Below are 26,864 nucleotides of genomic sequence, written 5' to 3' on the forward strand. Positions count from 1 at the left end.
GGATCGTACAGATCAGTGTGTTTTGTCGGTGTTCGACAATAGCCCGGCATCTGACAGTCGCCCGTAGACCAATGCGATGTGGATGACGAATGCGTCGCGGGAGACTGTGGGATCGAGTGAGATCGCCGAGGTGATCTTCCGCAGCCGGTATCTCACCGTATTCGGGTGGACGGACAGCGCCTTGGCCGTGGCTTCCAAGGACGAACCGAATTCGACGTAGGCGCTGACTGTTTTGAGCAGCTGTCCCGTCCCCGAGGTCAACGGTTCGTAGTAGCGGCTGATGAGTTCTCCCAGTGCGACGGTGTCCCCGGCCAGGGCACGTTCAGGTAGGAGCTCCTCTGCCCTGACGGGGCGTGGGGAGTCGGGGCGGGCGGTGGCGGCCTTGAGCGCCATGATCGCTGCCTTCGCCGAGGTGGCGGCTTCGGCCAGTGATGACACGCTGGGACCCACGATGACCTCGGAGGGTCCGAAGCAGTCGGAGAGGTCTTCGACGGCGGTGTCGAGTTCGGTGGCACCGCCGAGGACGATGAGCAGTCGGTTGTCGTGAATGCCGACGAGTGCATCATCGGCCCATTTGCGGGCCTTGCGACGAATGACGTCGAGGCCGCGTTTGGCCGACCGCTGCGGGGCCCGTCCGACGAGGACGCTGACAGGTCCCTCGGACTGCCAACCGAAGGCCGCCGTACGGCTGGCCAACTCGTCGACGGAGTCACCGCGGACGAGGGCATCGACGACCATCGCCTCCAGGCGGGCGTCCCAGCTGCCCCGGGCTTCGGCGGCTCGGGCATAGACGTCTGCTGCGGCGAAGGCGATCTCACGGGAGTAGACGAGGACGGCTTCCCGCAGGGCCGGCTGTTCTACCGCACGCGCAATGTCGGGTACTCGTTCTTCGACGACCTCGACGACGACCTTGAGCAGCTGCAGCGTCTGCTGCAGGCTGATGGCTCGGATGAGGTCGCGGGGGGCGGACTTGAAGATCTCGCTGACGACCCGCAGATCCGTATCGGGTTTGCGATACCAGTCGATGAAGGACGAGATGCCTGACTGGGCCAAGAGTCCGACCCAGGAGCGATCCGAGGGCGACATGCTGCGGTACCAGGGGAGCCGAGCTTCGAGTCTCTGCAGGGTCACAGTGGAAAGAACTCCCACTCCGGCCCGGAGACGACGTGCCGTCTCTGCGCGGCGCCGGAGCGTCTCGGCGTCTGTTGTCATGGACTCCACTTTAAACGCTTCAACACAATTCGCTTGTACACGACACACAAGTTTTTGTCGTTGGGGACAAGTATGGCCGGAGTCTTGGAGACTCCGGCCATACCGCCTGACACGGTGTGCTTAGGCGCCCGCACCTTCGGTTGAACCCGAAGTACCAGCGGTGACATCGTCGAGCTGGTACTTCCGAGCCGCCTCGGCGGCCTTATCGATCGAGATCGCCCCGGTATCGGCCAAGGAGATCAGGGCCTGAGTCACGACCGAGGGTCCATCGACGTGGTAGTAGCGGCGAGCGGCCGGACGCGTGTCCGAGATCGCGTAGCCGTCGGTGCCCAGCGAAGTGAAGTGACTGGGCACGTACTGCCGGATCTGATCCGGTACCGCACGCATGAAGTCCGAGGTTGCCACCACGGGACCCTCGACTTCGGACATCTTCTGAGTCACGTAGGGCACACGGGCCTCGGCGTCAGGATTGAGCAGCCGGTCATCTTCGGCATTGAGCCCATCGCGACGCAGTTCGGTCCATGACGTCACCGACCACACATCGGCGGATACGCCCCAGTCCTCGGCCAGCAGCTCCTGGGCCTCGAGGACCCACGGAACACCGACTCCGGAGGCCATGAGCTGAACCTTCGGGCCACCGTTGTCCGGTCCCTTTGACAGCAGGTACATGCCCTTGAGCACACCGTCGACGTCGAGGTCCTCGGGTTCAGGAGGCTGGACCATCGGTTCGTTGTACATCGTCAGGTAGTACATGACGTTGGGGTCGCGTTCATCGGCCGGGTCGTACATGCGGTGGATGCCGTCACGGACGATGCGGGCGATCTCGTAGGTGTACGCCGGGTCGTAGGACACGATCGACGGGTAGGTCGAGGCCAGCAGATGGGAATGACCGTCTCCGTGCTGCAGTCCTTCTGCCACGAGCGTGGTCCGTCCGGCGGTGGCGCCGAGGATGAACCCGCGGGCCATCTGGTCTCCTGCGGCCCAGAAGAAGTCGCCGCTGCGCTGGAACCCGAACATCGAGTAGAAGATGTAGAACGGGATCATCGGCTCACCGTGGGTGGCATAGGACGTGCCGACGGCGGTGAGAGCTGCGGTGGCGCCGGCCTCGTTGATGCCCACGTGGAGCAGCTGACCGTCGGTGGCTTCCTTGTAGGCGAGGAAGAGGTCGCGGTCGACCGAGATGTAGTTCTGGCCGTGCGGGTTGTAGATCTTCGCCGTCGGGAAGAACGAGTCCATACCGAAGGTGCGGGCCTCGTCGGGGATGATCGGCACGATGCGCTTGCCGAACTCCTTTTCGCGCATCAGGTCCTTGAGCACGCGGACGAATCCCATGGTGGTGGCGATCGTCTGCTTGCCCGAGCCGCGCTTGCCGGCGTCGAAGGCCTTGTCGGAGGGCAGTTTGAGATCGATGTGCTTGCTGCGCCGTTCGGGGGAGTACCCGCCGAGTGCCGCACGTCGCTCCTGCATGTACTTGATCTCCGGAGCATCCTGCCCGGGGTGGTAGTACGGAGGCAGCTTCGGGTTCTCCTCGAGATCCTTGTCCGAGATCGGAATCTGGAAGTGATCACGGGCCAGCTTGAGATCGTCGATCGTCAGCTTCTTCATCTGGTGTGTGGCGTTGCGGGCCTCGAAGTGCGGTCCCAGGGAGTAGCCCTTGACGGTCTTGACGAGGATGACTGTCGGCTGACCGGTGTGCTCGGCGGCGGCCTTGTACGCTGCGTAGACCTTGCGGTAGTCGTGTCCACCGCGCTTGAGGTTCCAGATCCTCTCGTCGCTGTAGTCCTCGACCATGGCCTTCGTGCGAGGGTCGCGACCGAAGAAGTTGTCACGGACGAATCCACCCGACTCACCCTTGTACGTCTGGTAGTCACCGTCCGGGGTGGCATTCATGAGGTTGACGAGGGCGCCGTCACGGTCCTTGGCCAGGAGTTCGTCCCATTCGCGGCCCCAGACGACCTTGATGACGTTCCATCCGGCACCGCGGAAGTAGGCTTCGAGCTCCTGGATGATCTTGCCGTTGCCGCGCACCGGTCCGTCGAGGCGCTGCAGGTTGCAGTTGATGACGAAGTTGAGGTTGTCGAGTTCTTCGAAGGCAGCGACATGGAGCATGCCGCGGCTCTCCGGTTCGTCGAGCTCGCCATCGCCGAGGAATGCCCAGGTCTGCTGCTGCGAGGTGTCCTTGATACCGCGGTTCTGCAGATACTTGTCGAACTGTGCCTGCGCGATCGCGTTCATCGGTCCCAGGCCCATCGACACCGTCGGGTGCTCCCAGAAGTCAGGCAGCTGGTGCGGGTGGGGGTAGGAGGGCAGTCCGCTGGGTTTGCCGTCGATCTGATGAGACTGCTGCTGACGGAATCCGTCGAGGTCCTGTTCGCTCATCCGGCCTTCGAGATAGGCGCGAGCGTACATGCCCGGTGAGGCGTGGCCCTGATAGAAGATGTGGTCACCGCCGCCGGGATGGTCCTTGCCCCGGAAGAAGTGGTTGAGGCCGATTTCGTAGAGCGTGGCCGATGAGGCATAGGTCGAGATGTGACCGCCGACCTCGACTCCGGGCCGCTGAGCGCGGTGGACGAGCATCGCGGCGTTCCAGCGGTTCCAACGCCGGTAGCGTCGCTCCACCTCTTCGTCGCCGGGGAACCACGGTTCGTTCTCGGGACCGATCGTATTCACGTAGTCGGTGGCTGTCAGGCTGGGCACGCCGATCTGCTTCTCTCGCGAACGCTGGAGCATCCGCAGCATGACGTACCGTGCGCGTGATCGTCCGCCCTCGTCGATGAGGCCGTCCAGCGACGCCAGCCACTCCTCAGTCTCTTCGGGATCGATGTCGGGCACCTGGCTGGGCAGCCCATTGAGAATCGGTCCGCCCTGTTTCCGATTGTCCACGGTGTGGTCCTCTCTTCAGCTCCACGATCTTCGTTGGTGTCAAGATCCGGTGGGTCAGGTGGAATGGGCGGTCAAATCATGATTGAGCCCAGGGTCCACCAGATACTTCCATCAGCCTAGTCCTCCCACGCGATCTTCGCTGGGGCGAAATCTTGTGATCTCAATGACGAGTTCATAGTCTTGGATGCTCTTTGCAGCCGATTGCATCGTCTTGACGCGCCGCCATTTGCGCCTCCGGCACACTTGACGGAACAATAAGGGCATGAGTAACTCCTCTTCCGAAAGGACATCTTCCACGTCGACCCTCCCCAACGAGCTGGGCCACAACCTTGGTTTGGCTGCGGGAGACTATGTGCAAGAAATCGGCTACGACGATGACGTCGACTTGGACCTGTGCCAGGCGATCGAAAACATCATTGGTGAGAAAATCGCGGACGGCGATGAAGACGGTGTCTTCGACGCCATCCTGATGTGGTGGCGTTCTGACGACGATGACCTGATTGATGGTCTCGTCGACGCGCAGGTCACATTGAAGGAAGGCGGAGTCGTCTGGCTCCTCTCTCCCAAGGCAAGCCGCCCCGGCCACATCAGCCCGGCCGACATTTCCGAGGCAGCTCCCACAGCAGGCATGCACGTGACCTCGACGGTCAGCGCAGCCGAGCACTGGGCAGGCTTCCGTTTGGTAGGCAAAAAGAACTTCTCATGATCCTTCGGCCCGGAGACCGGGCCCCTGATTTCCGTGTGCCCGATCAGTTCGGGTCCACGATCCACCTCGCCGAGGTGTCTCGCCGGTCGGCTGTCATCCTCGTCTTCTTTCCGTTCGCCTTCTCACCCGTGTGCGGTGACGAGGTCAGAGCATTGGACGACCTGGGGCAGACTCTGGCCGCAGAGTCCGCACCGATCGAGGTCATCGGCATGTCCGTGGATTCGAAGTACACGCTCGCCGCATGGTCGAGCGAGCGTGGGCTTCGACTCGATCTGGGTTCTGACTTCTGGCCCCATGGCGAGGTGGCGAAGTCCTACGGAGTCTTCGATGCCGATCACGGTGTGGCCGAACGCGGAGTCTTCGTCATCTCGCAAACGGGTACGATCGTGACCAGTCGACAGGTCGCACGAACCGAGACGCGTGACTTCTCCGTTGATGTCGCTCAAGCGCGAGCACTTCGCGGTTGAGTCGATGTGATCATCGGATCAGCGTGATCATCGGATCAGCAAGGAGGAATGAAACATGGCCACCATCTTCACCAAGATCATCAACGGAGAGATTCCGGGCACTTTCGTCTACCAGGACGACCTGTGCGTTGCATTCCTCGATGTGTCGCCGATGACCGAGGGCCACACCATGGTCGTACCCCGGGAAGAGATCTCGCACTGGATCGACGCGGACCAGGACCTGCTCGATCACCTGATGGCGGTGGCGAGGCAGATCGGACGTGCCCAGAAGGAGGCCCTCGACTGTGAGCGCATCGGCCTGCTCGTTGTCGGCTATGAGGTCCCGCATCTGCACATCCACGTCCTGCCGACGAACTCGATGGATGATTTCGATATCTCCGATCGTGCGCCTATGCAGACCCCTGAGCAGCTGGCAGGGCCCGCCGAGAAGATTCGGCGAGCCCTGGAACACCAGTCCTGATCAGTCGTTTCGATATCCGCAGCTGATCACTGAGGTTGACCGGCGTTCACGTCGAGGTAGTGGTCGAGTGAGTCTCGGACCAGCTGCGCACCTTCGACGCCGCCGTAGTTGGCTGCGAAACGAGGATCGCTGACATACATGTCGGCCAGGCCCCTGACGTATCCGTCGAGGTTTCCCGACGGATCGCTGGCAGGGGTCCCGGGTACGGCTCTCAGCCACTCGACATGGCGCCGCGCCAGATCTTGGCAACGCTCCGATCCTGGGCCTGCCCCCGCCTCGGCGGCGTTGGTCCAGTCCTGGTTGAGTTCCTCGACCGTGGCTTCCACGACTGCTTGTCCGTGGTGGGAAGGGATTCCCACCAGTGCGCTGAAGTCTCATAAGCCTCTCGGCCCCAGCGCTGCGTCACTTCTTGCTTGTGCCTGCGATGGTCGAAACCGTCGAACATTTCCTCTGCCATGAGAGGTTCACCTGCTTCCAATCGTGCGATAGTCGCGGTGACGGCGGCGATCTGCCTCTCGATCCGTGCACGCTCGCGTCCGAGGCTGTGCACATGGTCGCCCAATGCCGCTATCGGGTCGGAGGTGCCCTCGAGCGCCTCCGCGATCCGATTCAACGGCATCCCCAGCTCCTTGAGCAGGAGGATGCGCTGCAGGCGCACCAGCCCTGTCTCGTCGTAGTAGCGATATCCGTTGTCGGCAGTGTAGGTCGGCGGCAGTAGGCCGATTGCGTCATAGTGACGCAGCGTTCGGCTCGTCGTCCCCGTCATCCGCGCTGTTTCCTGTATGGACCAGTCCATGACGATCAGCTTAGAAGTTGACGTCGCGTCAATGTCAACGGGGAGAGGATGATCAGGCTGCGGCTCGGCTCGCGTCGAGGGCGGCGATAAGATCATCTGCCAAGTCATCAACGTGTTCGAGGCCGACGGAGAGCCGGATCAGACCGTCTCCGGGCTTTGCTGTGGCCGCGACCGGTCGGTGGGTCAGCGACGCCGGATGTTGGATGAGTGTGTCGGCACCGCCCAGGGACACCGCGTGGACGACGAGGCTGCAGTGTTCGACGAAGCTGCGTGCGGCATCGAATCCGCCGGCAAGTTCCAGCGCGATCATCGCTCCACCGCCGGACATCTGGCGTCCGAGCAGCCCACGTGGATCCTGGCCTTCCAGGCCCGGGTAGTGGACTGCTGCGATGGCGGGATGGGCGGCCAGGCGCTGCGCGAGTTCACCGGCGGTGGTCTGTGCCGCGCGCATGCGCACGGCGAGGGTACGCAGTCCCCGGTGGAGAAGGTAGGCACCCATGGGGTGGAGGAGTGCTCCCGTGATTGCCCGGACCTGTCGCAGACGCATCGCCCAGTCGGAGTTGGTGGCGATGATGCCGCCCATGGCATCGCCGTGGCCGCCCAGGTATTTGGTGGCACTGTGCAGAACCAGGGCAGCACCGTGGGAGATGGGCTGCTGGAGCACCGGGGTGCAGAAGGTGTTGTCCACCAGCACTGGAATGTTCCCGGCGGCCGCGACGACTCCATCAAGATCAACGAGGTCGAGGCTGGGGTTGGCGGGGGTCTCGACGATGACGAGCCCGGTGTCGTCTTGGATCGCCGAGGCGATTTCGGCCTCCTTCGCCCATGTGACCCTCGTGCCGAGCAATCCCGACTCAAGGAGATGGTCGCTTCCTCCGTAGAGCGGGCGCACTGCGACGATGTGAGGTGTCCCGGCGCTGACGGCGGCGAGGAGGGTCGCGGTCATTGCGGCCATTCCGGTGGCGAATGCGACCGCTTCGTCGGCGTGTTCGAGTTCGGCCAGGGCCGTCTCGAAACGCGCGACACCGGGCTGCCACAGGCGCTGGTAGACGGCCGAGTCGCCATCCTTGAGCGAATGTCCGGTGGCCAGCCATTCGTAGGAGTCACCGCCGGTGGCGACATCGTTGACTGGGTTGGTGGTCGAGAGGTCGATAGCCGGAACGTGGACTCCCGCCTCGGTGAGGCCTTCCATGCCGCCATGGACCATGAGCGTTTCTGGGTGCAGTGAGGTCATGTCAGCATTCAAGCTATTCCTGCTAATAACTGCAATCATCAGTCAAGAATCCGTGATTTTCTTTGCTCTTGTCGAAGCTTCTTGAATTGCGTATGTCAGAATGTGAGTCATGTCGCAGAAAGTGGAACTCGATGATGTTGATCGACAGCTGCTCAAGGCTCTCGGAGATGATGCCAGGGCATCCGGCACTGCCTTGGCTGCTGCGGTAGGCATCTCAGAGTCGACGGTGTCGCTTCGGCTCAAACGACTGAAGACCTTGGGCGTGATCAGAGGTTTTCGCGTCGACATCGATGCCGCGGCTGTGGGCATCCCGCTGCAGGCCCTGATCTCCATCCGCCTGGCCAAACATGACCGAGCGGAGATCGATGCCTTCACCGCTGCAGCCCCGCAGTTCCCCGGGGTGGTGCGGATGTACCACATGGCCGGAGCCGATGACTATCTGCTTCATATCGTCGCCACCGACACTGAGGCGGTGCAGTCCTTCGTCCTCGACTATCTCACCCGCTACCCTGCTGTCGCCCATACCCAGACGAATCTCATCTACAAGGTGCAGGACGGCTCGGCATGGATTCCTGCTGGCGCCTGAAAACGCTGCCGTGCCTGTTCGCCGACGAGAGTCCATAATTGAGCCATGACGACACAGAAGACTCAGCCCACCGATGCCGATGTCGGGCAGTTCCTTCAGGCGGCCGTACCGAACAAACGGCGGGGGGACGGGATCCGACTCGACACGATATTCAGGGAAGTCACCGGCACCGCTCCTGTGATGTGGGGACCCTCGATCGTCGGCTATGGACAGTACCAGTACATCTCACCGTCGAACCCGCGCAATCGTGGCGTATGGCCCAAGACCGGCTTCTCACCGCGCAAGGCTCAGCTGTCGCTGTACGGTCTCAAGGATACGCCGGCTGGAGCAGAACTGCTGTCCAGCCTCGGTACGTACACAGAAGGCGCAGGGTGCGTCTATGTGCGCAAGCTGGAGGACATCGACGAAGCGGTGCTGCGCAGACTCATCACCATTGCATTCGACCGTCCCGATGACTCCGAGCCTGCGACCTGACCGCAGCCTCAGGTGCGGCTGGTGATCGTCAGTCCCTGTTTGCGCTGATGGACTGAGAAATAGCGCAGGCCCAGAGTTTCATCGGCGAGGAAACGTCGCCGGGAGCGGCGCGGCAGCCACACGATCTGGCCCGGAGCGAGAGGAATCGAGGTCAGCTCGGTCTCCAGCGTCCCGCCTCCGTCGAGGATGTGGATGAGGACGTCGAGGCTCGGTCCCACGTGTTCTTTGATCTCGCCGCCTGGGGACAAGGCGATGATGTTCGCATCGAGATCACGCTGCTGAGGCTGGAGCTGCCAGACCGAACCGGAGTTCTCGGCAATACCACCGAACTCATCCACGTCAGCGAGGACGCGGGGGAGAGGTGTTGCTGCTCGCTTGCTGATGAGAACCCGGAATTCTTCTCCATCTGAGGACTGAGGCTCCCAGCCGAGAGCCTCGGCGAACTCAGCCTCCATCTCGATTCTGAGGTTTTTGGGTTCATGGTCGTTGATGAGGATGAGACCGGAGCCGACCTCGAGCTTCTGATAGGCGCCCATGACACGAGGGTGCCGTTCGGGCTTCGGGAGAATGCGCACGTCGATGATCTCGAGTGCGGTGTCATCGGTCATTGGGAACCTCCACAGTCTGTCTCGTTTCAATCAGTTACAAGCTAGCATCAGGACTGAGATGTCGACGCACCGGCAGTGGAACGAGCATGACAGGACTGGATAGACGATGACTGACAATTCACACACACAGAACCTCGGCAAGCTCACGGACGAGCTTCTGACAAAGGCCCGCGGTGCCAACAGCGGGCGAGCCGCTCACAGCGTCTACAGCGGTCAATACCTCAAGCAGGCACTGCTGACATTGACGGCAGGGACCACCATGGCCGAACACGACTCACCGCCGGAGGCGACGCTTCAGGTTCTGCAGGGGAGCGTGGCCCTGTCCTCAGCCGAAGAGACATGGGACCTGTCCGCCGGCGACCTCATGACGATCCCGCCGGAACGACACTCCGTGCGGGCGCACGAGGACTCGGCCTTCCTGTTGACTATTCGAACCGATGTCAGCTGATCGCCAAGCTCGGTTGCAACGAGGATTCCACCGACCCTGACCAGGAGGCGTGCGTCCGAGAAGTGGCAGAAATAAGAAATGTGCCGCGACATCGAGTCAACGATGTCGCGACACATTCATTGGTCGGGATAGCGGGATTCGAACCCACGACCTCCTCGTCCCGAACGAGGCGCGCTACCAAGCTGCGCTATATCCCGCGACCAGGAACTACTATAGCGATGGCGACGCGTTCTGAAAAATCGGCACGGTCGACCATCTGCGAATGGAAGGAACGGCTCATTGGCACTGACTGCTGGGGGCATCACGACTACCGCCCTCGACATCCTTTCACGCTACGGTTTGGGCGATCTGTCGATGCGCAGGCTCGCACGTGAGCTCGACGTTCAGCCCTCCGCACTGTATTGGCACGTCAAGGATAAGCAGGAGCTCTTCGTCCTCATCGCCACACGGATGAATGCTGAAGTGGATGCGCGATGTCCGTCGACTTCTGACCCGCTTGTGACTGCGATGGCTCTGCGAGACATTCTTCTGACCTACCGTGACGGTGCTGAGATCATGCTGCTCGGCTACTCGATCGCCCCCGGCGAAGTGACTCCTGGCGCGTTGAGCGTCGATGTATTGGGGGAGACGGTCTCCCATGGCGTGATGGCATACGCGCTGGGCGCAGTGGCGATCGAACAGAATCGCAGTCTCTTCGGGATCGAGTCCGGACGTGCCAGTGAGAACTTTGCAGAAACTGCGGCTCAGCTGCTGGAGACTGCCGGTGCCTGAATAGAGAATTCGTCTGCGTGCCTGCCATATGGCATACTGATCAAGCACGTTTGGGAGCATCGCTTCTGAGCTGTTGTGGGGCCTATAGCTCAGTTGGCTAGAGCATCTCGCTTACACCGAGAGGGTCGGGGGTTCAAGTCCCTCTGGGCCCACATTTGAGCACCTGATAAGTTGCCTGTTGAGAGGCCTGGAAGTGCGAATTGAGCCGGTCGAATTAGCTCATTTGCCCACATTTCATTCTTAACTATTCCGATCTATGAGCATCCAAGGCCTCTGAAACCTGGTCCAAGTCGACGAGGTCAGCGCACAGCTTTCTCCATGTCGCCATTGTCTTCTTCAAATGGTGGCCAACACCTCTCGCGCGTACAGTTTCCGGCAGCAGTACACCGTCGGCGTCAACACCGTTCTTCCTGGACGGGAGCATCTTCGGTTTGTGTGTGCGGAGCTGGAAGGTTCTAATCATTAGGCCCAGAGGCTAGCGATATTTTCCTGGGCTCGAGAGTGTCACTAAAGACGCTTGCATCTGACCGCGCCGTGCCTTAGCGTCTGACTTCTGATGAAGCACGCATTTCTGGCTCTCGTCAGTTATGCGGACTTCCCGCGATTTGTGACGAGAGGAACAAAATTGTGGGATCTATGATGACTCCTGATGGAGAGCAACAATTGCCATCCACCGAGGCTCGTACTTTCTGGGCGGATGCCAAGAAATGCGAGCGTCAGTCTGGAGAGATGAAACGGCCACTCACGAACTAGCATGCTGAGCATTCCAAGAACCTGACCACAGGGCAGCGAGCAGCGGACCGACTGCGAAATGGAATGGGATCTTGGTACTTCATCGGCGCATTCCTCGCGTTCATGATCGTGTGGGCCATCGCCAACACGATGATATTCGCCTGGGACCCTTATCCATATATATTGCTGAATCTGTTCTTGAGTATGCTCGCCGGCCTGCAGGGCGCCATCATTCTCATCGCAGCAAAGCGACAGGATTCTATCTCAGCAATGCTAGCCCAGCACGACTTTGAGACAAACGTCGCGGCGAAGCAGGAACTTGAAGAACTCATGGAGATCAATCGCCACCAGCTTGAGTTGCTCCGCGAATTGCGCGCCCAAAGGTGACCGATGAGGTGGAGGCGTCAGCCCCAAAAGAGACTAATGGCCTCACATCAATTGCAGGTATCCAATCCAGACATAAAAGGCTGACTAGCTGGCTGTTAGATGGACTCGTTGACGGCGCGGGGACCCATCAAGGCCCGCACGCTGCGCACGCAGCCAAGAAGCACCCTTGGTGGCGGGTGATGTGTCTGAGCGGCGTTGACTATTTTTCCACTCTCGGCTAACAGCCAGCAATCGCTGCGTTGGCAGCCGGATTGCTGTCTCCACTGGCAACAATCGTGCTGGTGCTGCTCACCCTGTTCGGGGCTCTTCCTGTGTACCGCCGCGTTGCGCGCGAGAGCTTCAACGGGTCCGGATCGATCGCGATGCTTGAACATCTTCTGCCTTGGTGGGCTGGCAAGGTATTTGTGCTGGTGCTACTGGGGTTTGCGGCGACGGATTTCATGCTTACGATGACGCTGTCCGCAGCAGATGCTGCCGCGCATGCCATCGAGAATCCGTTCGCGCCCGACTGGCTTGAAGGCGGGAGGATCCTTCTTACTTTGAGTCTAATCGCGATGCTCGCCGTAGTATTTCTCAAAGGCTTTCACGAAGCGATCGGAATCGCAGTTGTTCTCGTCGCCGCCTACCTCGCACTGAACCTTATCGTAATCGCTGTCTCGCTTGTACACATCAGCCAGAATTCGATCGTGATTACGAATTGGTGGACAGCGTTGACCGCGCAACATGGCAATCCAATAGTCATGGTGGGCATTGCGCTTCTCGTATTCCCTAAGTTGGCACTGGGATTGTCTGGTTTTGAAACCGGGGTCGCAGTCATGCCACAGATTGCTGGCGCACATTCGGATACGCCGGAAAGACCCGCGCGCCGCATCCGAGACGGGATTCGCCTACTGACGACGGCTGCCGGCGTAATGAGTATCTTCTTGATTGCATCAAGCATCGTGACGACGTTCCTCATTCCACAGGAAGAATTCATGACCGGCGGCGCAGCCAATGGCCGAGCGTTGGCTTTCCTCGCTCACGAATATCTCGGAGAGGGGTTTGGAACCGTCTACGACATTGTTACTATATGTATCCTTTGGTTTGCTGGCGCATCGGCGATGGCCGGACTGCTGAATCTAGTACCCCGTTACCTGCCTCGTTACGGCATGGCACCTCAGTGGGCGCGTGCTGTCCGACCACTTGTGCTGGTGTTCACCGGGATAGCTTTCGTTATCACCATCGCTTTCGAGGCAGATGTCGATGCGCAAGGAGGTGCATACGCCACTGGCGTGCTCGTGCTCATCACCTCGGCATCGGTGGCTGTGACTATCTCGGCTATGAAAAGACGGCAACGCACCGCGATCTTCGGGTTCGCCGTAATCACCCTAGTGTTTGTCTACACGACCATTCTCAACATTATCGAGCGCCCCGAAGGAATCCGAGTTGCGGGCCTGTTCATTCTGGGCATTCTCCTTTTATCTGCAGTCTCAAGGATCTTCAGGTCTTTTCAGATACGTGCAACCAAAGTCACCTTTGACGCTAAAGCATTGGAATTCATTCAAAACGATGCCCGCAATGGCACAGTCCGGATTGTGGCACACGAATCGCACGGTGGGGGGCGTCACGAATATCAGGACAAGAACGCTGCAGAGAGGCGTTTTAGCCATATCCCTCGAGTTTCCCGAATCATCTTTCTCGAGGTTCACCCCACCGATTCGTCTGAGTTCGAAGAGGATCTTCTGGTGGAGGGTAGGAAGCGATACGGCTACCGAGTCTTGAGCGTCAAAAGCGCCAATGTTCCCAATACGATTGCGGCAATCTTGCTGCAGGTCCGCGATCAGACCACAGTGGTCCCCAACGCATATTTCGAATGGACGGAGGGGAACCCGATTTCGAGCATGCTCAAGTTCCTGCTGTTTGGAACTGGGGCAGTCGCAACACTTACTAGAGAGGTGCTCCGCAAAGCTGAGCCAAATGAAAAACAACGTCCTTTGATCCACGTAAGTTGACCGAAGCCAAATTTTCGTGCTCATCTCTCCGAAGCCTATTGAGATTACCTCACATCCCGTCTCCAGCCTTATATGAGCAAAAAACCTCGTCTGTCGTTTGACAGTGAATGTACTAGGTGATGCAGTACACTAGTCTTTCTCTATGCGTAGGACGTTGGCACGGGGCCCCCACACCGCCGGATGTGAGCGCGTCATGATCTTGTCCGCAGGTGTGGGCACAGGGCACAACAGCGCTGCGGCGGCGGTACAGCAGGCGTGTTCCGCACGCGCCGACGTCGCCGAGGTGCAGGTGTTGGATGTGTTGCAAGTAAGTAGCGCGCTCTACCGCGACGTGCTGGGGAAGGGCTACTTCGTCCTGGTCGAGGGCATGCCATGGCTGGTCGAATGGGGTTATGATGCCAGTGATCCGCCGTTTCGGCGCCGCGGCCCGATCGACCCTTGGACACGGATTAACGCCCTTCCGGTTATCCGTGCGATCAAGCGATTTCGCCCGACCGCGATCGTGTGTACGCACTTCTTGCCGGCCCAGTTGCTAGCGACCCTGATCCTGCGCGGCGTGGTCGATGCCAAGACTGCTGTCGTTACGACAGACTACGACTTCCAGGGCCTGTGGCTTACGAACGCGTTCCACAAATTTTTCGTTGCCAGGGAGGAAGGGAGAGTCGAGCTGACGGCATTCGGCCTACCTCCCGACCGCGTCGCGGCCACGGGAATCCCGATCGCGGCGGAGTCCAACATTGCACCTGAGCGCGATGCCAGCGCGCCCCCGATGCTGTTGATCTCCGCAGGCGCGAAAGGAGGCGGCTACGCCGAGGCAGTGGTGCGGCAGACGCTGCATATGCGCTCCGCATTCACGGCTACGGTCGTGTGTGGACATGACGAGGACCTACGGCGGCGCATCGAGCAGCTGGTGGCGCCCGCCGGCAATTGCTATCGCGTACTCGGCTTCACAACGGAGATGCCGCAGCTGCTGCGTCGCGCCGATCTGTTCGTGGGTAAACCGGGCGGGTTGACAGCGTCGGAGTGCATGGCCGCAGGATTGCCCATGGTGCTGGTGAACCCTATCCCGGGACAGGAAGTTCGCAACGGCGACTACCTGATGGAACAAGGAGCAGCCGTACGCTGCAACTCTGCCGCCACGATCGGCTGGAAGATCGACGAGGTGCTGCGCGAGCCGGGCCGTCTGCAGAGGATGCAGGTGGCGGCGCAGAGAACCGGCAGTCCTGACGCGGCGGCGGACGTGCTCAGCGGCCTACTGGACGGGCCGTCCCGTCCTCTGGTTGTGAGCCGTGCGGCGCAGAAAACGATCCTCGCCGAGAGTGAGCGGCGCGTGGTCGCCACCGATCTGACGGGGCCTTCCTCGCTGGTCCGCCTGGTCGAGGAGGTGGCGGGCAATACTGTGGCTCTGCTACAGGCAGAGGAGCTGATTGCGCTGCGGAAGCGGTATGCGACCGGGGCCGGGGGGCTGATCTTGCGGCGCGACCACGCACTGGTGTCGCTCCGGTGGGAGCAACGGCGGTTGCTCCGCGCCATGCTGCGGGGTGAGGACGTGCTGCCGGTGCGCGTCGAGGGGCCCTCGACTCCGTTTCGCACTCTCCCCGATTGAGTGGGACGCGCATCAAGTCGTCCTCACACTGGCCGACCATCCTTAGCGCCCTATTCGCCCGGTCAATCCGCAGCGCGTCGTAACGTGGCCGCGCCCGCCCAGCTAGCGTGGCTGTGTTGGGTAGCGACCAGTGCCGAGTCGCCGGATCCCGCTGAAGTATGCGCCCTGCACCCAGGGCGACCTGCGAGGTCCTCTTCTCACCTGCTTGCAGCATCACGCAGGCCGCCTCCCGGCTCATCGGCTCCGGTAGTCGGAACTTCCGATCCGGCTGGTCTTCGTGGATCTCCCAATCGGCAGGGTTGACTCCCTCAGCCTTCACCGTGATGACGAATCCCCGGGCCCGGACTGTGGAACAGGCCGGTCGATGAGTTGCTGGGTCGCGGAGCAGTCGTAGTCGTTGAACACGTAGACCTTGGAAATCGGATGGGGTCTTCTTCTTAATAGTTCAGATTCGGCGCCCCAGTTGGTTCGCCGGGATCAAGATGTTCAGTGCCGAGGTGGTTTGTCAAGGCCAGCGCTTTCGGCAGCGTCGGCGTCACCCTTGGTAGCGAAGGCGGCATCGACAGCGTGTTCCGGCGGGCTGTAGACGGTGTAGAGTACCAGCGACTCCTCGCCGGTGTTGCGGAAGTTGTGCTGGGTGCCGGCAGGAACTGCGCACTGGTCTCCTGCCTCGATGGGGTGGTTGTGGCCGTTGAGGTCGGCCTCGCCGGTGCCGGAGACAAAAGTCAGGATCTGGTCGGTATGTTCGTGAACCTCGTCGCCGATCTCACCGCCGGGCGGAATCGTCATGACGACAATCTGGGCGTGTTCACCGGTCCACAGCACTTTCCGGAAGTCCGGATTGTCCCGGGCGACGTCCGCGATAGTGAAGTGCTCGACGTTGTCTCCAAGGGTGAAGTTCTTTTCGGTCATGGCTGATCTCCTGTGCTTCCTGTGTAACTGTCTGTGTGGGTCGTGTCGCTGTCTGAGTTCTCGTGTCTATCCATGTCCGAGACGGCCTGGGGCGAAGTGCTCCGGGCCGCCACGCGGATTCGATGTCAGGCGATTACCTGCTTCTCCTCTTTCCTTATGGTCCACTTGCTCTTCGGCATTGCGGTCGAACCGCGGGTATTCCGCAGCAGTCGCATCGCATTGATGATGACCACCAGTACGGAGGCTTCGTGGACGAGCATGCCGACGGACATGGTCACCCCGCCGGCGAAAACGCCGGCCAGCAGCAGCACCACTGTGATCAGGGCGATCGCGATGTTCTGCCTCATCACTGACACGGTCTGCTTGGCTAGGCCAATGGCCTCCGGCAGTTTGAGCAGGTTGTCACCCATCAGGGCGATGTCCGCGGTCTCCACGGCCACGGCCGAGCCTGCGGCGCCCATTGCCACGCCGATGTTGGCGGTGGCCAGCGCCGGGGCGTCATTGACGCCATCGCCAACCATGGCAACCGTGTGTCCCTGGCGCTGCAACTGCGCAACCACGTCCAGCTTGTCTTCCGGGAGCAGCGAGGCGTGGATCTCGTCGATCACAGTGGCCTTCCCGACAGCCTCAGCTACCAGCCGGGTGTCACCGGTGAGCATGACCACCTTTTCGACGCCGGCTTGGTGGAGCCGAGCGACCATTTCGGGGGCATCCCGGCGGATCTGGTCGGCCACCGCGATGACGCCGATCACCTTGTCGTCGACGGCGACGATCATCGGCGTCTTGCCGGCGGAGGCTAGCGCCTCCGCAGCCTGGGCAGCGCGGCCGTCGTTGGGAATGCTGTATTGGTCCAGCAGAGGCGGGTTACCGATGAGCACTCGTTGGCCGGCGACATCGGACACGATGCCCTTACCAGGCACCGGGGTGACGGTACCGGGAATCCCTTCTGGGGCCACCCCTTCCTCGCGCGCCGTCTCCAGGATGGGACGGGCCAGAGGGTGCTCCGACCCGGCCTCGGCCGCAGCAGCCCATTGGAGCATCTCGGCACGGCCCCGTGTCGGGTCGAGTACCACGACGTCGGTCAGCCGAGGCTTGCCCTCGGTGAGGGTACCAGTTTTGTCCACGGCGACCGCTGAGATCTTCGCCGAGGTCTCCAAGAACTCGCCCCCCTTGATCAGGATGCCATTACGCGCGGCGCGCCCGATGCCGGCCACAATCGCGACCGGAATGGAGATGACCAGGGCGCCGGGGCACCCGATGACCAGAAGGGTCAACGCGAGGACCACGTCGCCGGCGATCAGTCCGGCTACAAGTGCTAGCACTATTACAGAGGGGGTGTACCACCGGGAGAAGCGGTCCATGAAGTCCTGGGTGCGAGTCTTGGCGTCCTGGGCCTCTTCCACCCGGTGAATGATACGGGCCAGGGTGGTGTCCGCGCCGATGCCGGCAGCCAGCACTTGCAGGAAGCCGCCTTGCGAGACGGTACCGGCGAAAACGTGATCGTTCTTGGATTTTTCAACCGGGATCGATTCGCCGGTGATGGAGGCCTCGTCGATGGCGCCGGTACCGGAGACGACCTGCCCGTCCACGGGGACCTTCGCGCCGTTCTTGACCAGGACGATCTCACCCATCCTCACCTGCCCGGCAGGGATCTCCAGCTGTTCGCCATCGCGCATGACGACGGCGGAATCCGGGGCGACGGCGACAAGCTCGGCCAGTGCCGAGCGCGTCTCGTTCAGGGTCGCAGCTTCTAGAGCGTGGCCGATGGCGAACAGGAATGTGACAGCCGCGGCCTCCCAGAAGTTGCCGATGATTATCGCGCCGATCGCCGCGATCGACACGAGCAGGTCAATCCCTATGACCCTGGCGATAATTGCGCGAACCGCCTTGATCACGATCCCGTAGCCTGCGACTACGGCGGCGGCGGCCATGAAAGCGTTGGCGAGGGTGAAGACCGTGGTGGCATGGGTGGAGAGGGTGCCGGCATCGAGCCACCACTGGGGGCTGAGGGTGAGGTTGGCCGCACCCCCTGCGAACCGCTGGACGGCGAACGAGACGATGATGAGCACGCCGGACACGACGGGGACTGCCCAGTTCCCATAGACCCATTTCTGGAGCCTGTTCATTTTCGGTACGACCTTTCTGCGATGGGTGCCAGCGAACCGGCGAATGGAAAGGGGGAGGGGTGTGCGCGCTAGCAGAGGCCGGCCGGGGGAGCCTCAGAATGCGGCAGGAGTGGCCTTATAGCCGGCCTTGGCCACGGTAGCCATGAGGTCGTCCACAGAGACGCGCTCGGCGTCGTGGTCGATCTCAATGCGGGAGGAGGCGAAATGGACCTTTACCTTCTCGACTCCGTTGAGACGGCCGACCTGCTTCTCGATTTTGGCCACGCAGGACGGGCAGGAGAATCCCTCAGCCCTCAAGATGGTGTGGGTGGCGGTGGAGGTAGTCATTGTGAGAATCCCTTTCACATTGGTGTTCATTTTGTTGATATTTTCACTATAGGTACTCGCTATCGGGAACTCCTTGACCTAGATCAAGTGCGCCCTGCACCGTACGAGGTGGACCTGGCGGCAACTGGTGCCGTAGCGCCAACGCCGGCTCCGGTAGGCTTGAGATATGTCTGACGATGACCTGTGCGTAGCCCGCGTCCCGATCTTCCAAGGGCTAACGCGCCAGGAGCAGTTGCACGTGGCGGAGTTCGTTCGCCCCACATGCGTCGAAAAGGGGGAGACAGTCTATTCCCCCGGGCAGCCAGTATCGCGTCTGCTGGTGATGCACAGTGGACAGCTCAAGGTCAGCCGCGCGGCCGCTAATGGTCAGGACCAGATCCTGCGAACGGTAACAGACGGTGACGTCGTGGGCGAACGGGCTTTCCTCACGGGCCACCGCCCGGTCGACCTTGTCGTCGCGCTGGAAGACAGCCGGATGTGCGTCTTCAACCATGCCGACCTCTCAGCCCTGCTCCGCGACTATCCGGATATCAGTCAGCGGATGTTGCGAGCCCTGTCCGACCGGCTCTCTTCCGTCGAGCGACTGCTGGCCGCGATCACCTCCAGCAACGTCAACGCCCGCGTCGCCGCCTACCTGCTGGATCTGCCCGGCAGCATCCGAGACGGCGTTGCGACAGTGCAGCTGCCGATGGCCAAGCAAGAAGTCGCCGCCTACCTCGGGACTACGCCGGAAACTCTGAGCCGGCGCCTCGCCGCACTTTCCGCCTCCGGAATCATCGAACTCCACGGACGCCGTGACGTCACGATTCGCGCCATTGACGCGCTCGAATGCATAGCCATACCTCGGTAGACCGGCGCCTTGAGGGATGGGTGAATTGTTCGGCCAGTCATCTCCGACAGCTCGGATCCCGCCCTTGACTCTTAACGCGACCGATCATCTTCCTCGATGTAGTCGACAGGGCATTCTTAAACGCACGGCTTATCCTTGATGTCCACACAGGGCTGGACGATTACGTAGGTCATCGGTTACTCTCCACAGCTACACTGGATGGACGCCCTATTCTGTTGATGTACGCCTGACGTCCGATAGCGGCGTCCGCCATATGCCAGGGCCGGCCACGGGGAAACGGCGCCCGGTTACGAGATCGGGATGAATGCGTATGAACCTGTTCTTGCCCCCGGCCTGCCACGGAAAAAGCGGAAGGTCTACGGTGTCCATCAGGTCCCCAACCTGGCTGATTGTCTTGGCGCGGCCTTTCACCACGACGCTCCATGCTTTGGAGGTTGTTGGATCGTATCCGTCGGTCTCTAATGCAACCGGGGCATCGGACAGAGCGCCGAAGACTTTCGTTCCCTCCCGGGACCGGAATACGAGGGTTCCGTGATCCACTGCGTAGTTAAGGGGAAATATGTCGGGGTGTTCGTCCACCCACACGGCGAGGCGGCCTACGGTGGTCGTGCGTAGCAGCGCCCAGCATGTGTCGACCGAGAGTTCTTCTACATCCTCTGACATGTCCATCATCGCACCTTCTTTCTGGAAACGTTCTGTCGAGCCTTCTGGTCGGTGAGCTCATCCACGAGCAGTCCCATCGCGCTGCCGAGCATAAAGTCATCGCGGGCAATGCCCCCATCCCTTCCGGAGCCGGGCGAATTCCGTCCTCGGGGTGTCATCCCCGGTGTCTTGAGATGCACCGCCATCAGGGCCCCGAAAAGCCAGCCAATCCGGCAGCAGCCACCCAAGTGGGCGCCACGGGTGCGAGCAGAGCCGCACTCACGCCGGAGAGCAGCTTCCCGAAACGCACCGGGTCGCGGAGGTATCAGCTCGGGACGATCATGACCGGGCCCTGTGCATGGTGGAGGACCCCGCGTGACACGGACCCCAGAAGCGCACTGCTGGCGGGTCCTCGACCGCGGGTACCCAGAACAGTCAGCGCAGCAGCTTTCGTCTTCTCGGCGATAACCTCAGTCGGATCTCCGATCGACACCACTGCGCTCACCTTCAGGTCGGGGAACTGCTGAGCCACGGCGGCGGCCTGGACCTCGAGTCCGGCCTCGAGCTCCTTGCTCCTCCGGTCGGTGACCTCGGAACTCAGCTCCAGTTCGGGGTACCAATAGAGCCATTCCTCGCCTCTGGGCAGGACACAGACGATTTCGAGCGCAGTCTCTCGTGAGCTGGCCACTTCGGCAGCAGCGAACATGGCCAGGCTCCCCGAATCCGAGCCGTCGACGGCGGCGACGATCGGGGCATTGGACGTCTCCGGCCGGTGGCCGGGTACCACGATCGTCGGGCAGTGAGCATGTGCAGGCAGAGCAGTTGACACCGAGCCGAGTAGTCGCCCGATGAATCCACCACGGCCCCTCGAACCCACGACGGCTGCGCTTGCGTGGGCGCTCAGGTCCCTCAGTACGCCGGTGGCATCGCCCTGCTCGGCGCGGTAGGAGACCTTTCCAGCGTGATCTGGCAGGAGTTCAGCCGCTTCAGCGAGAAGCTTCTCGACCGCTCGGCGTGACGTGTCCTGCCCGTTCTCCACCGGCATGGACGCAAGGTTGGCATAGAACATCGCGGGGGCAATGTAGGCGCAGACGACGGTGAGGGCTAAGTTGCGACGGGTGGCCTCTTCCGCGCCGTACTCGAGGGCGCGTGCGGCATGTTCGGAGCCGTCATATCCGACGAGGACCCCGAGTCCTATAGACGTCTGTTCTGTAGAGCTATTCTCTGCGGTCATGACAGCCTTCCAATTGGAGGCCGGCTATACCCTGACGAGGATGATGCCCCCGATCATTGGAACCGCCCTCGCATAGTTCACGTTACCAGGCTGCTTCTCCGGGGTGTAGGGAACCTGGAGAGGAGCTTGGCGCCTCTTACGGCACCTGGCCTTCGTAAAATGCATGTACAGCCATTCGCGCGCTGTTGGCGGGGTGCGGTTCGCCTTCGAGGACGACGCCGGAATTCACCGGAGAGTTCTGGCGCAATTCAGTCTGCAAGCTTGCGGTTTGCAAGCCTTCAGCATGCTGGAAATCTGGCATCCCCGTAACAGCAAGACAGCCTAAGGGTTGAGGTGGGGAAGTCTTCGTTTTGCGCACAGCCAAGTTCTAATAGCGCCCGAGAAGAGCGCAAAAGTCGAGCCGCGCTTCTGTGAGCGCCCGTGCCGTGGTGTTCTTTCCCGGCCGTCTACCGCTTAGAAGCCAACGTTCAGATTCCGCGGCGGCGACGCCGCGACCCCGGGATGGTCACTTACTCCATCTCGAATTCGGCTGGATTGACATGGTGCCACTGTCAGCGTTGCAAGAGGTGGCGCAGGACGTAGGTCAGGATGCCACCGTGAAGGTAGTATGCTTCCTCGGCCGGAGTATCGATGCGCAGCGTCGCGGTGATCTCTCGTGTGCTGCCGTTGGACTCAATCGTCACCGTGACTTCGCTTGGAAGTCGGTCTTTTCCTTCGAGTCCGGTTACTGAGCAGATCTCTTCGCCAGTCAGGCCCAGGGACTCCGCGGTGTCGCCGGCCGGGAATTGCAGGGGCAGCACGCCCATGCCGATGAGGTTCGACCGATGAATCCGTTCAAATGATGAAGCCAGAACGGCCTTGACGCCGAGCAGCGAGGTGCCTTTGGCCGCCCAGTCGCGGGAGGATCCTGAGCCGTAGTCGGAACCGGCGATGATCATCAGCGGCACGCCTTCCAAGGCATACGCTGTGGCGGCGTCGAATATGCTCTGCTGCCCGCCGTCGGGCCAATGCCGGGTGAAACCGCCCTCAACTCCCGGGACGAGCTGGTTGCGCAGCCTCACGTTGGCGAAGGTGCCGCGGATCATCACGTTGTGGTTTCCACGGCGCGAGCCATAGGAGTTGAAATCGGCCGGCTCTACGCCCTGCTCGATGAGGTATTGGCCGGCAGGAGAGTCCTGCCTGACGGCTCCTGCTGGGGAGATGTGGTCGGTGGTCACCGAGTCCCCGAGCAGTGCGAGGACTCTGGCCGCTGCGATATCGCGTACCGGTGACGGTTCGGCGGTCATGCCGTCAAAGTACGGCGGGCGCTGGATGTACGTTGAATCGTCGTCCCACGCGAACCTGTCGCCTTCGGGGATGTGCATGCCGCGCCAATTCTCATCTCCGGCATAGACGTCCGAATAGCCTGCGGTAAACATCTCCGCTTCGAGGTTGTCATCGACTACGGCTTTGATTTCTGCTGTTGTCGGCCAAATGTCACGTAGAAAGACCGGGCTGCCATCGGCGTCGTGTCCCAACGGATCTTTGAGTAGGTCTGCGTGCATGGTTCCGGCCAGGGCGTAGGCGATCACCAGCGGTGGGGAGGCAAGGAAGTTCATCTTCACCTCGGAGTGGATACGCCCTTCGAAGTTCCGGTTGCCGGACAGCACGGAGGCCACAGTCAAGTCGTGATCGGCGACGGCGGTACTCACTGCCGGAATCAGGGGCCCGGAGTTGCCGATGCAGGTGGTGCAGCCGTAGCCGACTAGGTCGAAACCAAGCTGCTCCAAGTAGGGCGTGAGCCCAGACCGATTGTAGTAGTCGGTCACGACGCGCGAGCCTGGCGCGAGTGTGGTCTTCACCCAGGGTTTGCTGCGTAGTCCGCGCTCCACGGCATTCTTCGCCAGCAGTGCGGCGCCGATCATGACCGATGGATTGGAGGTATTGGTGCAGGACGTGATCGCTGCGATGACGACATCGCCATGATCAATGCTCGATATGTTCCCATCGAGGATGACTTCGGCCGGGTCTGACGGCCACTCGAACGCTTTGCCGTCGTCCACATACTTGTGGGGTGGTTCATCGAGGGCAATGCGCTGGCTGATGGCGATAGGGTCGCTGGCCGGGAACGAATCGGCGGACGCATCATCAAGACCGCCTCGGATGGCATCTTCGTGGGTTTGCCCTGCCAGCAAGCCGCGGACAGCGCGTTGGGACACAGCGAGGGGAATACGGTCCTGGGGGCGCTTCGGTCCGGCGATCGAAGGCGTCACGGTGCTCAGATCGAGTTCGAGGACCTGGCTGTAGTCCGGCACCTGGTCCGGGTTATGCCACAGCCCCTGTTCCCGGGCGTAGGTCTCCACCAACCTGATCTGGTGTTCGCTGCGACCCGTCAGGCGAAGGTAACTCAAAGTCTCGTCGTCGATGGGGAAAATAGAGCCGGTGGAGCCGTATTCGGGGCTCATATTGCCCAAGGTCGCCCGGGTTGCGAGCGGGACGTTGGCGACGCCGGGGCCGAAGAAGTCAACGAATTTGCCCACTACTCTGACTCGGCGCAACAGTTCCGCAACGGTGAGGACAAGATCTGTGGCGGTGGTGCCTTCCGGCAGCTCACCGGTGAGCTTGAGGCCGACGACCTCGGGGATCAACATGCTCATCGGCTGGCCGAGCATCGCGGCTTCCGCCTCGATGCCGCCGACGCCCCAGCCGAGGACCCCGAGTCCGTTGACCATTGGGGTGTGTGAGTCGGTGCCGACCAGAGTGTCCGGGTAGGCCTGTTTCCCGTCCGGCCCATCACGGGTGAACACGACGCGGGAGAGGTATTCGAGGTTGACCTGGTGGCAGATGCCGGTGTCTGGTGGCACCACCAGGAAGTCATCGAAGGACTGCTGTGCCCACCGCAGGAGCTGGTAGCGCTCCTGATTGCGTTCGAACTCCAGTTCCGCATTGATTCCGAACGCATCGGGACGGGCGAAGACGTCGGCGATGACCGAGTGGTCGATGACCAGTTCGGCAGGGATCTGCGGATTGATTGCCCGCGGGTCCCCGCCGAGCTCGGTCATGGCATCGCGCATGGCCACCAGATCGACGACACAGGGCACACCGGTGAAATCCTGCATCAGCACCCGGGCGGGTGTGTATTGGATTTCCGGGTTGATCTCGGAGTGTGGATCCCAGTCACCAAGCGCAGTAATCTGCTCAGCGGTGACGAGTCGGCCGTCTTCGTTGCGCAACAGATTCTCCAACAGCACTTTCAGGCTGTATGGGAGTCGGTCAGAACCCTTGATCCGGTCAATTCGGTAGATCTCGTATGTCTGGTCGTCCACGTTTAGATGATTGCGAGCATTGAAACTGTTCGACGTCATGGGTTTCGCTCCTGAAATAGAAGTTTCTAAATCGATTGGCGGTAGCCGAAGAACTCGTGGTCGTTGTTGTAGCCGCCCTCGCCGCCGCCGATCTCCGAGAAATCCTTGACGAATTCGATGCCCTTGATCCATTTGACGAGTTTGAACCCGAGCTGGACTTCATTTCGCAGCCGCAGCGGGGCGCCGTGCCCGTAGGGTAGGGCCTCGCCGTTCATGTCGTAGGCCAGCATGGTCAGGTGGTAACTCATCTGTTCAATGGGTTGGGCGTCGTAGTAGACACCACCGTCGGGTCCTTCGGCAAAGGAATAGAAGATGACCCACTTCGCCTCGGAGCTCGGCTTCACCAGATCGACGATGGTCTGCATGGAGACGCCGCCCCATTTGGCGACGCCGGACCAGCCTTGGATGCAGAAGTGCTGGGTGATCTGCTCATGGTGGGGCAGGTCCCGCAGCTGCTTGAGGTCCAGTTCCAGGGGGTTCTCGACTAGACCGGAGACCTGGAGACGGTAATCGGCGAAGTTGGTTTCGTATAGGCCCTTGTATTCGGGTGTCTCCGGGTACTTGCCGTTGTGCCACATGTAGGGGGAAATGTCTTTTTCGGTGTACTGGCCCGGTTTTGAATCAAGGTGCTCAAACAGTCGTTGTGTTGGGCCGATCAGGGCATAACCGATGCGCTGAACCATGCGTGGATGCCTGTACGTGAAGGGGGTGACGGCAACCCAGAGTACAATCATCACGGCCAGTGAGACGGCAAAGATCCAGAATCCGTTCCAGCTGTGGTCATCATTGGTGTTCGTGTACATCATGTTGAAGTTGTGCAGCGCATCGGTTGCCACCACCAGAGTCACGTGCATCACGATGAACAGCAGGAACCAGATCAGCACCAGAAAATGCAGGGAACGCGCAACCTGAATGCTGAAGATTCTACTGATCCACCTGAATTTGGTGGACAGGGCCGGTGACATGCCCAGCCCTGTGATGAAGGCCAGCGGCGCTGCAATGAACACAGTGACGAAGTAGGCCAGGACCTGCAGACTGTTGTAAGCCACCCAAGCATTGTCGGTGGGCCAATCCAGGGATAGATACTGGATCATGACCGAGATCGCGTTGGGAAAGACATCCCAACTGGTGGGGATCAGGCGCAACCAATGCCCGGTAGTGAAGACGAGGATGTAGAAGATGATTCCGTTGAGCAGCCAGAGCGTGTTGACGCCCAGATGCCACCACCTGGCCAGGCCGATCGAATGACGCCGACCGGGCAGGCCGATGCTGTCGGGCAGGGTGATTGAGTCCTGTTTGGCTGTCCAGAGCGGATCGGTGGGCACAGGTTTCTGCACCCGGAACCAGTCTTTGCCTGGCGTCGAATGTCGCGTCCAGTAGAAACGGGGGTGGTCGGCAATGATCGTGACACCGGAGCGGATGATCGGGATCATCAGCAGCATGTTGAAGAAGTGCTGCCAGCCCACCCAGGTCGGGAAACCGGCATTCTCCTCGGCGCCATTAGGGACTACGGTGCCCGGGTACGTCTCCGTGAACTGGGCGACCGTTGGGATATCGCGTAGGCCTTTAGCCACGGCGATGAAGACGATGAGTAAGACGAAGCCGATCGGCAGCAGCCAGAGGAGATTGAACCATTTGCTGCGGCCGATCCGTACTCGAGGTGCCACCCCGTACTGTGCCGGTACGGAGCCTGCCCAGGAACCGTCAACGGCATCGTATTTTCGCTGGTCCAGTTCATGCCTGAATCCGGCTAGGGCTTTCGGGGTGATGGTTGATGCTGCCGGCGGGGGCAACTCATCGGGTGTAGGTCTGCCGCTGTTCGCCATGCTGTTACTCCTACTGAGTTGATTCAGCCCCGGCGATGGAGTTCATACAACCCAGGAACTGAGTCGACAGGACCCTTGTCTAAGTAGGGACCTTCGATACGATGCGTGGATGGGTGATGACGCAGGTCATCAACGCTTCCTCCCAGTGGGCGTCTTCTCTTTCCGAGTGTAGAAGGTATACGTCTTACTTACTAGAGGTCGACCAGACTCGTAGTCAGTCCCCGCGTAGCCAAGGGTCAGGT

The 26,864-nt window shown here is 61.0% G+C and carries 22 protein-coding genes, 2 tRNA genes and 1 pseudogene; 12 read left to right on the top strand and 13 right to left on the bottom strand.

The window, feature by feature from the left end; translation table 11 throughout:
- Window positions 1–12: 12 nt before the first annotated feature.
- The gene (locus PGC08_RS09835; protein ID WP_009882397.1) at window positions 13–1,212 is read right to left on the bottom strand and encodes a PucR family transcriptional regulator; all 1,200 of its coding nucleotides are present in this window, start codon (window positions 1,210–1,212) and stop codon (window positions 13–15) included.
- 120 nt (window positions 1,213–1,332) lie between these two features.
- Window positions 1,333–4,095 (bottom strand): pyruvate dehydrogenase (acetyl-transferring), homodimeric type, encoded by a 2,763-nt coding sequence (aceE, locus tag PGC08_RS09840; RefSeq protein ID WP_009882396.1) that lies wholly within the window; start codon window positions 4,093–4,095, stop codon window positions 1,333–1,335.
- Window positions 4,096–4,357: 262 nt separating this feature from the next.
- On the opposite strand from aceE, the gene PGC08_RS09845 reads away from it, so the two are divergent.
- Genes PGC08_RS09845 through PGC08_RS09855 form a run of 3 tightly spaced genes read left to right on the top strand, consistent with a single transcriptional unit; the run spans window position 4,358 to window position 5,728 of the window.
- Window positions 4,358–4,801: a DUF3052 domain-containing protein gene (locus PGC08_RS09845; protein ID WP_083248727.1), complete on the top strand. Its 444-nt coding sequence runs from the start codon at window positions 4,358–4,360 to the stop codon at window positions 4,799–4,801.
- Window positions 4,798–5,268: a peroxiredoxin gene (locus PGC08_RS09850; protein ID WP_009882393.1), complete on the top strand. Its 471-nt coding sequence runs from the start codon at window positions 4,798–4,800 to the stop codon at window positions 5,266–5,268. Before PGC08_RS09845 ends, PGC08_RS09850 begins: the two co-directional genes overlap by 4 nt.
- A gap of 55 nt (window positions 5,269–5,323) precedes the next feature.
- On the top strand, window positions 5,324–5,728 hold the full coding sequence (locus PGC08_RS09855; RefSeq protein ID WP_096161925.1) for an HIT family protein: 405 nt from the start codon (window positions 5,324–5,326) through the stop codon (window positions 5,726–5,728).
- A 26-nt stretch (window positions 5,729–5,754) separates the two neighbouring features.
- Here the strand turns inward: PGC08_RS09855 and PGC08_RS09860 are convergent.
- Both PGC08_RS09860 and PGC08_RS09865 read right to left on the bottom strand, forming a co-directional pair.
- Window positions 5,755–6,524: pseudogene (locus PGC08_RS09860) on the bottom strand (MerR family transcriptional regulator).
- Between the two features lie 52 nt (window positions 6,525–6,576).
- Window positions 6,577–7,758, bottom strand: a complete 1,182-nt coding sequence (locus PGC08_RS09865; protein WP_271710026.1) for a trans-sulfuration enzyme family protein — start codon at window positions 7,756–7,758, stop codon at window positions 6,577–6,579.
- Window positions 7,759–7,867: 109 nt separating this feature from the next.
- Between PGC08_RS09865 and PGC08_RS09870 the strand changes: the two genes are divergently transcribed.
- Window positions 7,868–8,344, top strand: a complete 477-nt coding sequence (locus tag PGC08_RS09870) for an Lrp/AsnC family transcriptional regulator (RefSeq protein WP_193083495.1) — start codon at window positions 7,868–7,870, stop codon at window positions 8,342–8,344.
- A 45-nt stretch (window positions 8,345–8,389) separates the two neighbouring features.
- Entirely contained in the window at window positions 8,390–8,818 is a 429-nt protein-coding gene (locus PGC08_RS09875; protein ID WP_193083496.1) for a DUF1801 domain-containing protein, read from the top strand.
- Between the two features lie 8 nt (window positions 8,819–8,826).
- Here PGC08_RS09875 and PGC08_RS09880 read toward each other — a convergent pair whose 3' ends face one another.
- Window positions 8,827–9,426, bottom strand: a complete 600-nt coding sequence (locus tag PGC08_RS09880) for a DUF2249 domain-containing protein (protein ID WP_193083497.1) — start codon at window positions 9,424–9,426, stop codon at window positions 8,827–8,829.
- Between the two features lie 106 nt (window positions 9,427–9,532).
- On the opposite strand from PGC08_RS09880, the gene PGC08_RS09885 reads away from it, so the two are divergent.
- Window positions 9,533–9,874, top strand: coding sequence for a cupin domain-containing protein (locus PGC08_RS09885; protein ID WP_271710027.1), 342 nt, complete (start codon window positions 9,533–9,535; stop codon window positions 9,872–9,874).
- 120 nt (window positions 9,875–9,994) lie between these two features.
- Here the strand turns inward: PGC08_RS09885 and PGC08_RS09890 are convergent.
- A tRNA-Pro gene (locus PGC08_RS09890) sits at window positions 9,995–10,071 on the bottom strand.
- Between the two features lie 82 nt (window positions 10,072–10,153).
- On the opposite strand from PGC08_RS09890, the gene PGC08_RS09895 reads away from it, so the two are divergent.
- From PGC08_RS09895 to PGC08_RS09915, 5 genes are all read left to right on the top strand, one after another.
- A complete protein-coding gene (locus PGC08_RS09895; RefSeq protein WP_271710028.1) occupies window positions 10,154–10,645 on the top strand; it encodes a TetR family transcriptional regulator in 492 nt (163 codons plus the stop codon).
- Between the two features lie 78 nt (window positions 10,646–10,723).
- Window positions 10,724–10,797: transfer RNA gene (locus PGC08_RS09900), tRNA-Val, on the top strand.
- 664 nt (window positions 10,798–11,461) lie between these two features.
- Window positions 11,462–11,764 carry a DUF1003 domain-containing protein gene (locus PGC08_RS09905; RefSeq protein WP_271710029.1) on the top strand — a complete coding sequence of 101 codons (303 nt, stop codon included), beginning with the start codon at window positions 11,462–11,464 and terminating at the stop codon, window positions 11,762–11,764.
- 239 nt (window positions 11,765–12,003) lie between these two features.
- The gene (locus PGC08_RS09910; RefSeq protein WP_271708355.1) at window positions 12,004–13,755 is read left to right on the top strand and encodes an amino acid transporter; all 1,752 of its coding nucleotides are present in this window, start codon (window positions 12,004–12,006) and stop codon (window positions 13,753–13,755) included.
- Window positions 13,756–13,897: 142 nt separating this feature from the next.
- Window positions 13,898–15,361 carry an MGDG synthase family glycosyltransferase gene (locus PGC08_RS09915; RefSeq protein WP_442868133.1) on the top strand — a complete coding sequence of 488 codons (1,464 nt, stop codon included), beginning with the start codon at window positions 13,898–13,900 and terminating at the stop codon, window positions 15,359–15,361.
- 486 nt (window positions 15,362–15,847) lie between these two features.
- Here PGC08_RS09915 and PGC08_RS09920 read toward each other — a convergent pair whose 3' ends face one another.
- From PGC08_RS09920 to PGC08_RS09930, 3 genes are all read right to left on the bottom strand, one after another.
- Window positions 15,848–16,273 (bottom strand): cupin domain-containing protein, encoded by a 426-nt coding sequence (locus PGC08_RS09920; protein WP_009885189.1) that lies wholly within the window; start codon window positions 16,271–16,273, stop codon window positions 15,848–15,850.
- A gap of 125 nt (window positions 16,274–16,398) precedes the next feature.
- Window positions 16,399–18,399: a heavy metal translocating P-type ATPase gene (locus PGC08_RS09925; RefSeq protein ID WP_271708357.1), complete on the bottom strand. Its 2,001-nt coding sequence runs from the start codon at window positions 18,397–18,399 to the stop codon at window positions 16,399–16,401.
- Between the two features lie 93 nt (window positions 18,400–18,492).
- The gene (locus PGC08_RS09930; RefSeq protein WP_029417737.1) at window positions 18,493–18,726 is read right to left on the bottom strand and encodes a heavy-metal-associated domain-containing protein; all 234 of its coding nucleotides are present in this window, start codon (window positions 18,724–18,726) and stop codon (window positions 18,493–18,495) included.
- A 166-nt stretch (window positions 18,727–18,892) separates the two neighbouring features.
- Here PGC08_RS09930 and PGC08_RS09935 point away from each other — a divergent pair, with 166 nt between their 5' ends.
- Window positions 18,893–19,576 carry a Crp/Fnr family transcriptional regulator gene (locus tag PGC08_RS09935; protein WP_127363015.1) on the top strand — a complete coding sequence of 228 codons (684 nt, stop codon included), beginning with the start codon at window positions 18,893–18,895 and terminating at the stop codon, window positions 19,574–19,576.
- A gap of 207 nt (window positions 19,577–19,783) precedes the next feature.
- Here the strand turns inward: PGC08_RS09935 and PGC08_RS09940 are convergent, their stop codons facing one another.
- The 4 genes from PGC08_RS09940 to PGC08_RS09955 form a co-directional block, all read right to left on the bottom strand.
- Window positions 19,784–20,248, bottom strand: coding sequence for a pyridoxamine 5'-phosphate oxidase family protein (locus PGC08_RS09940; protein WP_096158716.1), 465 nt, complete (start codon window positions 20,246–20,248; stop codon window positions 19,784–19,786).
- 295 nt (window positions 20,249–20,543) lie between these two features.
- Complete coding sequence (locus PGC08_RS09945; RefSeq protein WP_271708358.1) at window positions 20,544–21,452, bottom strand: universal stress protein; 909 nt, start codon at window positions 21,450–21,452, stop codon at window positions 20,544–20,546.
- Window positions 21,453–22,003: 551 nt separating this feature from the next.
- The gene (locus PGC08_RS09950; RefSeq protein ID WP_271708359.1) at window positions 22,004–24,796 is read right to left on the bottom strand and encodes an aconitate hydratase; all 2,793 of its coding nucleotides are present in this window, start codon (window positions 24,794–24,796) and stop codon (window positions 22,004–22,006) included.
- 26 nt (window positions 24,797–24,822) lie between these two features.
- Window positions 24,823–26,622 carry a molybdopterin-dependent oxidoreductase gene (locus PGC08_RS09955; RefSeq protein WP_271708360.1) on the bottom strand — a complete coding sequence of 600 codons (1,800 nt, stop codon included), beginning with the start codon at window positions 26,620–26,622 and terminating at the stop codon, window positions 24,823–24,825.
- Window positions 26,623–26,864: the final 242 nt, after the last annotated feature.

The organism is Brevibacterium sp. BDJS002 (genome assembly GCF_028201555.1).
GTDB classification, from domain to species: Bacteria; Actinomycetota; Actinomycetes; order Actinomycetales; family Brevibacteriaceae; genus Brevibacterium; species Brevibacterium aurantiacum.

Bases quoted from the DNA above. Each gene is read 5' to 3' on its own strand.
- PGC08_RS09875 (WP_193083496.1), top strand. From the start codon at position 8,390: ATGACGACACAGAAGACTCAGCCCACCGATGCCGATGTCGGGCAGTTC.
- PGC08_RS09930 (WP_029417737.1), bottom strand. From the start codon at position 18,726: ATGACTACCTCCACCGCCACCCACACCATCTTGAGGGCTGAGGGATTC.
- PGC08_RS09850 (WP_009882393.1), top strand. From the start codon at position 4,798: ATGATCCTTCGGCCCGGAGACCGGGCCCCTGATTTCCGTGTGCCCGAT.
- PGC08_RS09945 (WP_271708358.1), bottom strand. From the start codon at position 21,452: ATGACCGCAGAGAATAGCTCTACAGAACAGACGTCTATAGGACTCGGG.
- PGC08_RS09855 (WP_096161925.1), top strand. From the start codon at position 5,324: ATGGCCACCATCTTCACCAAGATCATCAACGGAGAGATTCCGGGCACT.
- PGC08_RS09920 (WP_009885189.1), bottom strand. From the start codon at position 16,273: ATGACCGAAAAGAACTTCACCCTTGGAGACAACGTCGAGCACTTCACT.
- PGC08_RS09845 (WP_083248727.1), top strand. From the start codon at position 4,358: ATGAGTAACTCCTCTTCCGAAAGGACATCTTCCACGTCGACCCTCCCC.
- PGC08_RS09880 (WP_193083497.1), bottom strand. From the start codon at position 9,426: ATGACCGATGACACCGCACTCGAGATCATCGACGTGCGCATTCTCCCG.
- PGC08_RS09870 (WP_193083495.1), top strand. From the start codon at position 7,868: ATGTCGCAGAAAGTGGAACTCGATGATGTTGATCGACAGCTGCTCAAG.
- PGC08_RS09835 (WP_009882397.1), bottom strand. From the start codon at position 1,212: ATGACAACAGACGCCGAGACGCTCCGGCGCCGCGCAGAGACGGCACGT.
- PGC08_RS09885 (WP_271710027.1), top strand. From the start codon at position 9,533: ATGACTGACAATTCACACACACAGAACCTCGGCAAGCTCACGGACGAG.
- PGC08_RS09905 (WP_271710029.1), top strand. From the start codon at position 11,462: ATGGGATCTTGGTACTTCATCGGCGCATTCCTCGCGTTCATGATCGTG.
- PGC08_RS09950 (WP_271708359.1), bottom strand. From the start codon at position 24,796: ATGACGTCGAACAGTTTCAATGCTCGCAATCATCTAAACGTGGACGAC.
- PGC08_RS09925 (WP_271708357.1), bottom strand. From the start codon at position 18,399: ATGAACAGGCTCCAGAAATGGGTCTATGGGAACTGGGCAGTCCCCGTC.
- PGC08_RS09935 (WP_127363015.1), top strand. From the start codon at position 18,893: ATGTCTGACGATGACCTGTGCGTAGCCCGCGTCCCGATCTTCCAAGGG.
- PGC08_RS09915 (WP_442868133.1), top strand. From the start codon at position 13,898: ATGCGTAGGACGTTGGCACGGGGCCCCCACACCGCCGGATGTGAGCGC.
- PGC08_RS09865 (WP_271710026.1), bottom strand. From the start codon at position 7,758: ATGACCTCACTGCACCCAGAAACGCTCATGGTCCATGGCGGCATGGAA.
- PGC08_RS09955 (WP_271708360.1), bottom strand. From the start codon at position 26,622: ATGGCGAACAGCGGCAGACCTACACCCGATGAGTTGCCCCCGCCGGCA.
- PGC08_RS09940 (WP_096158716.1), bottom strand. From the start codon at position 20,248: ATGATGGACATGTCAGAGGATGTAGAAGAACTCTCGGTCGACACATGC.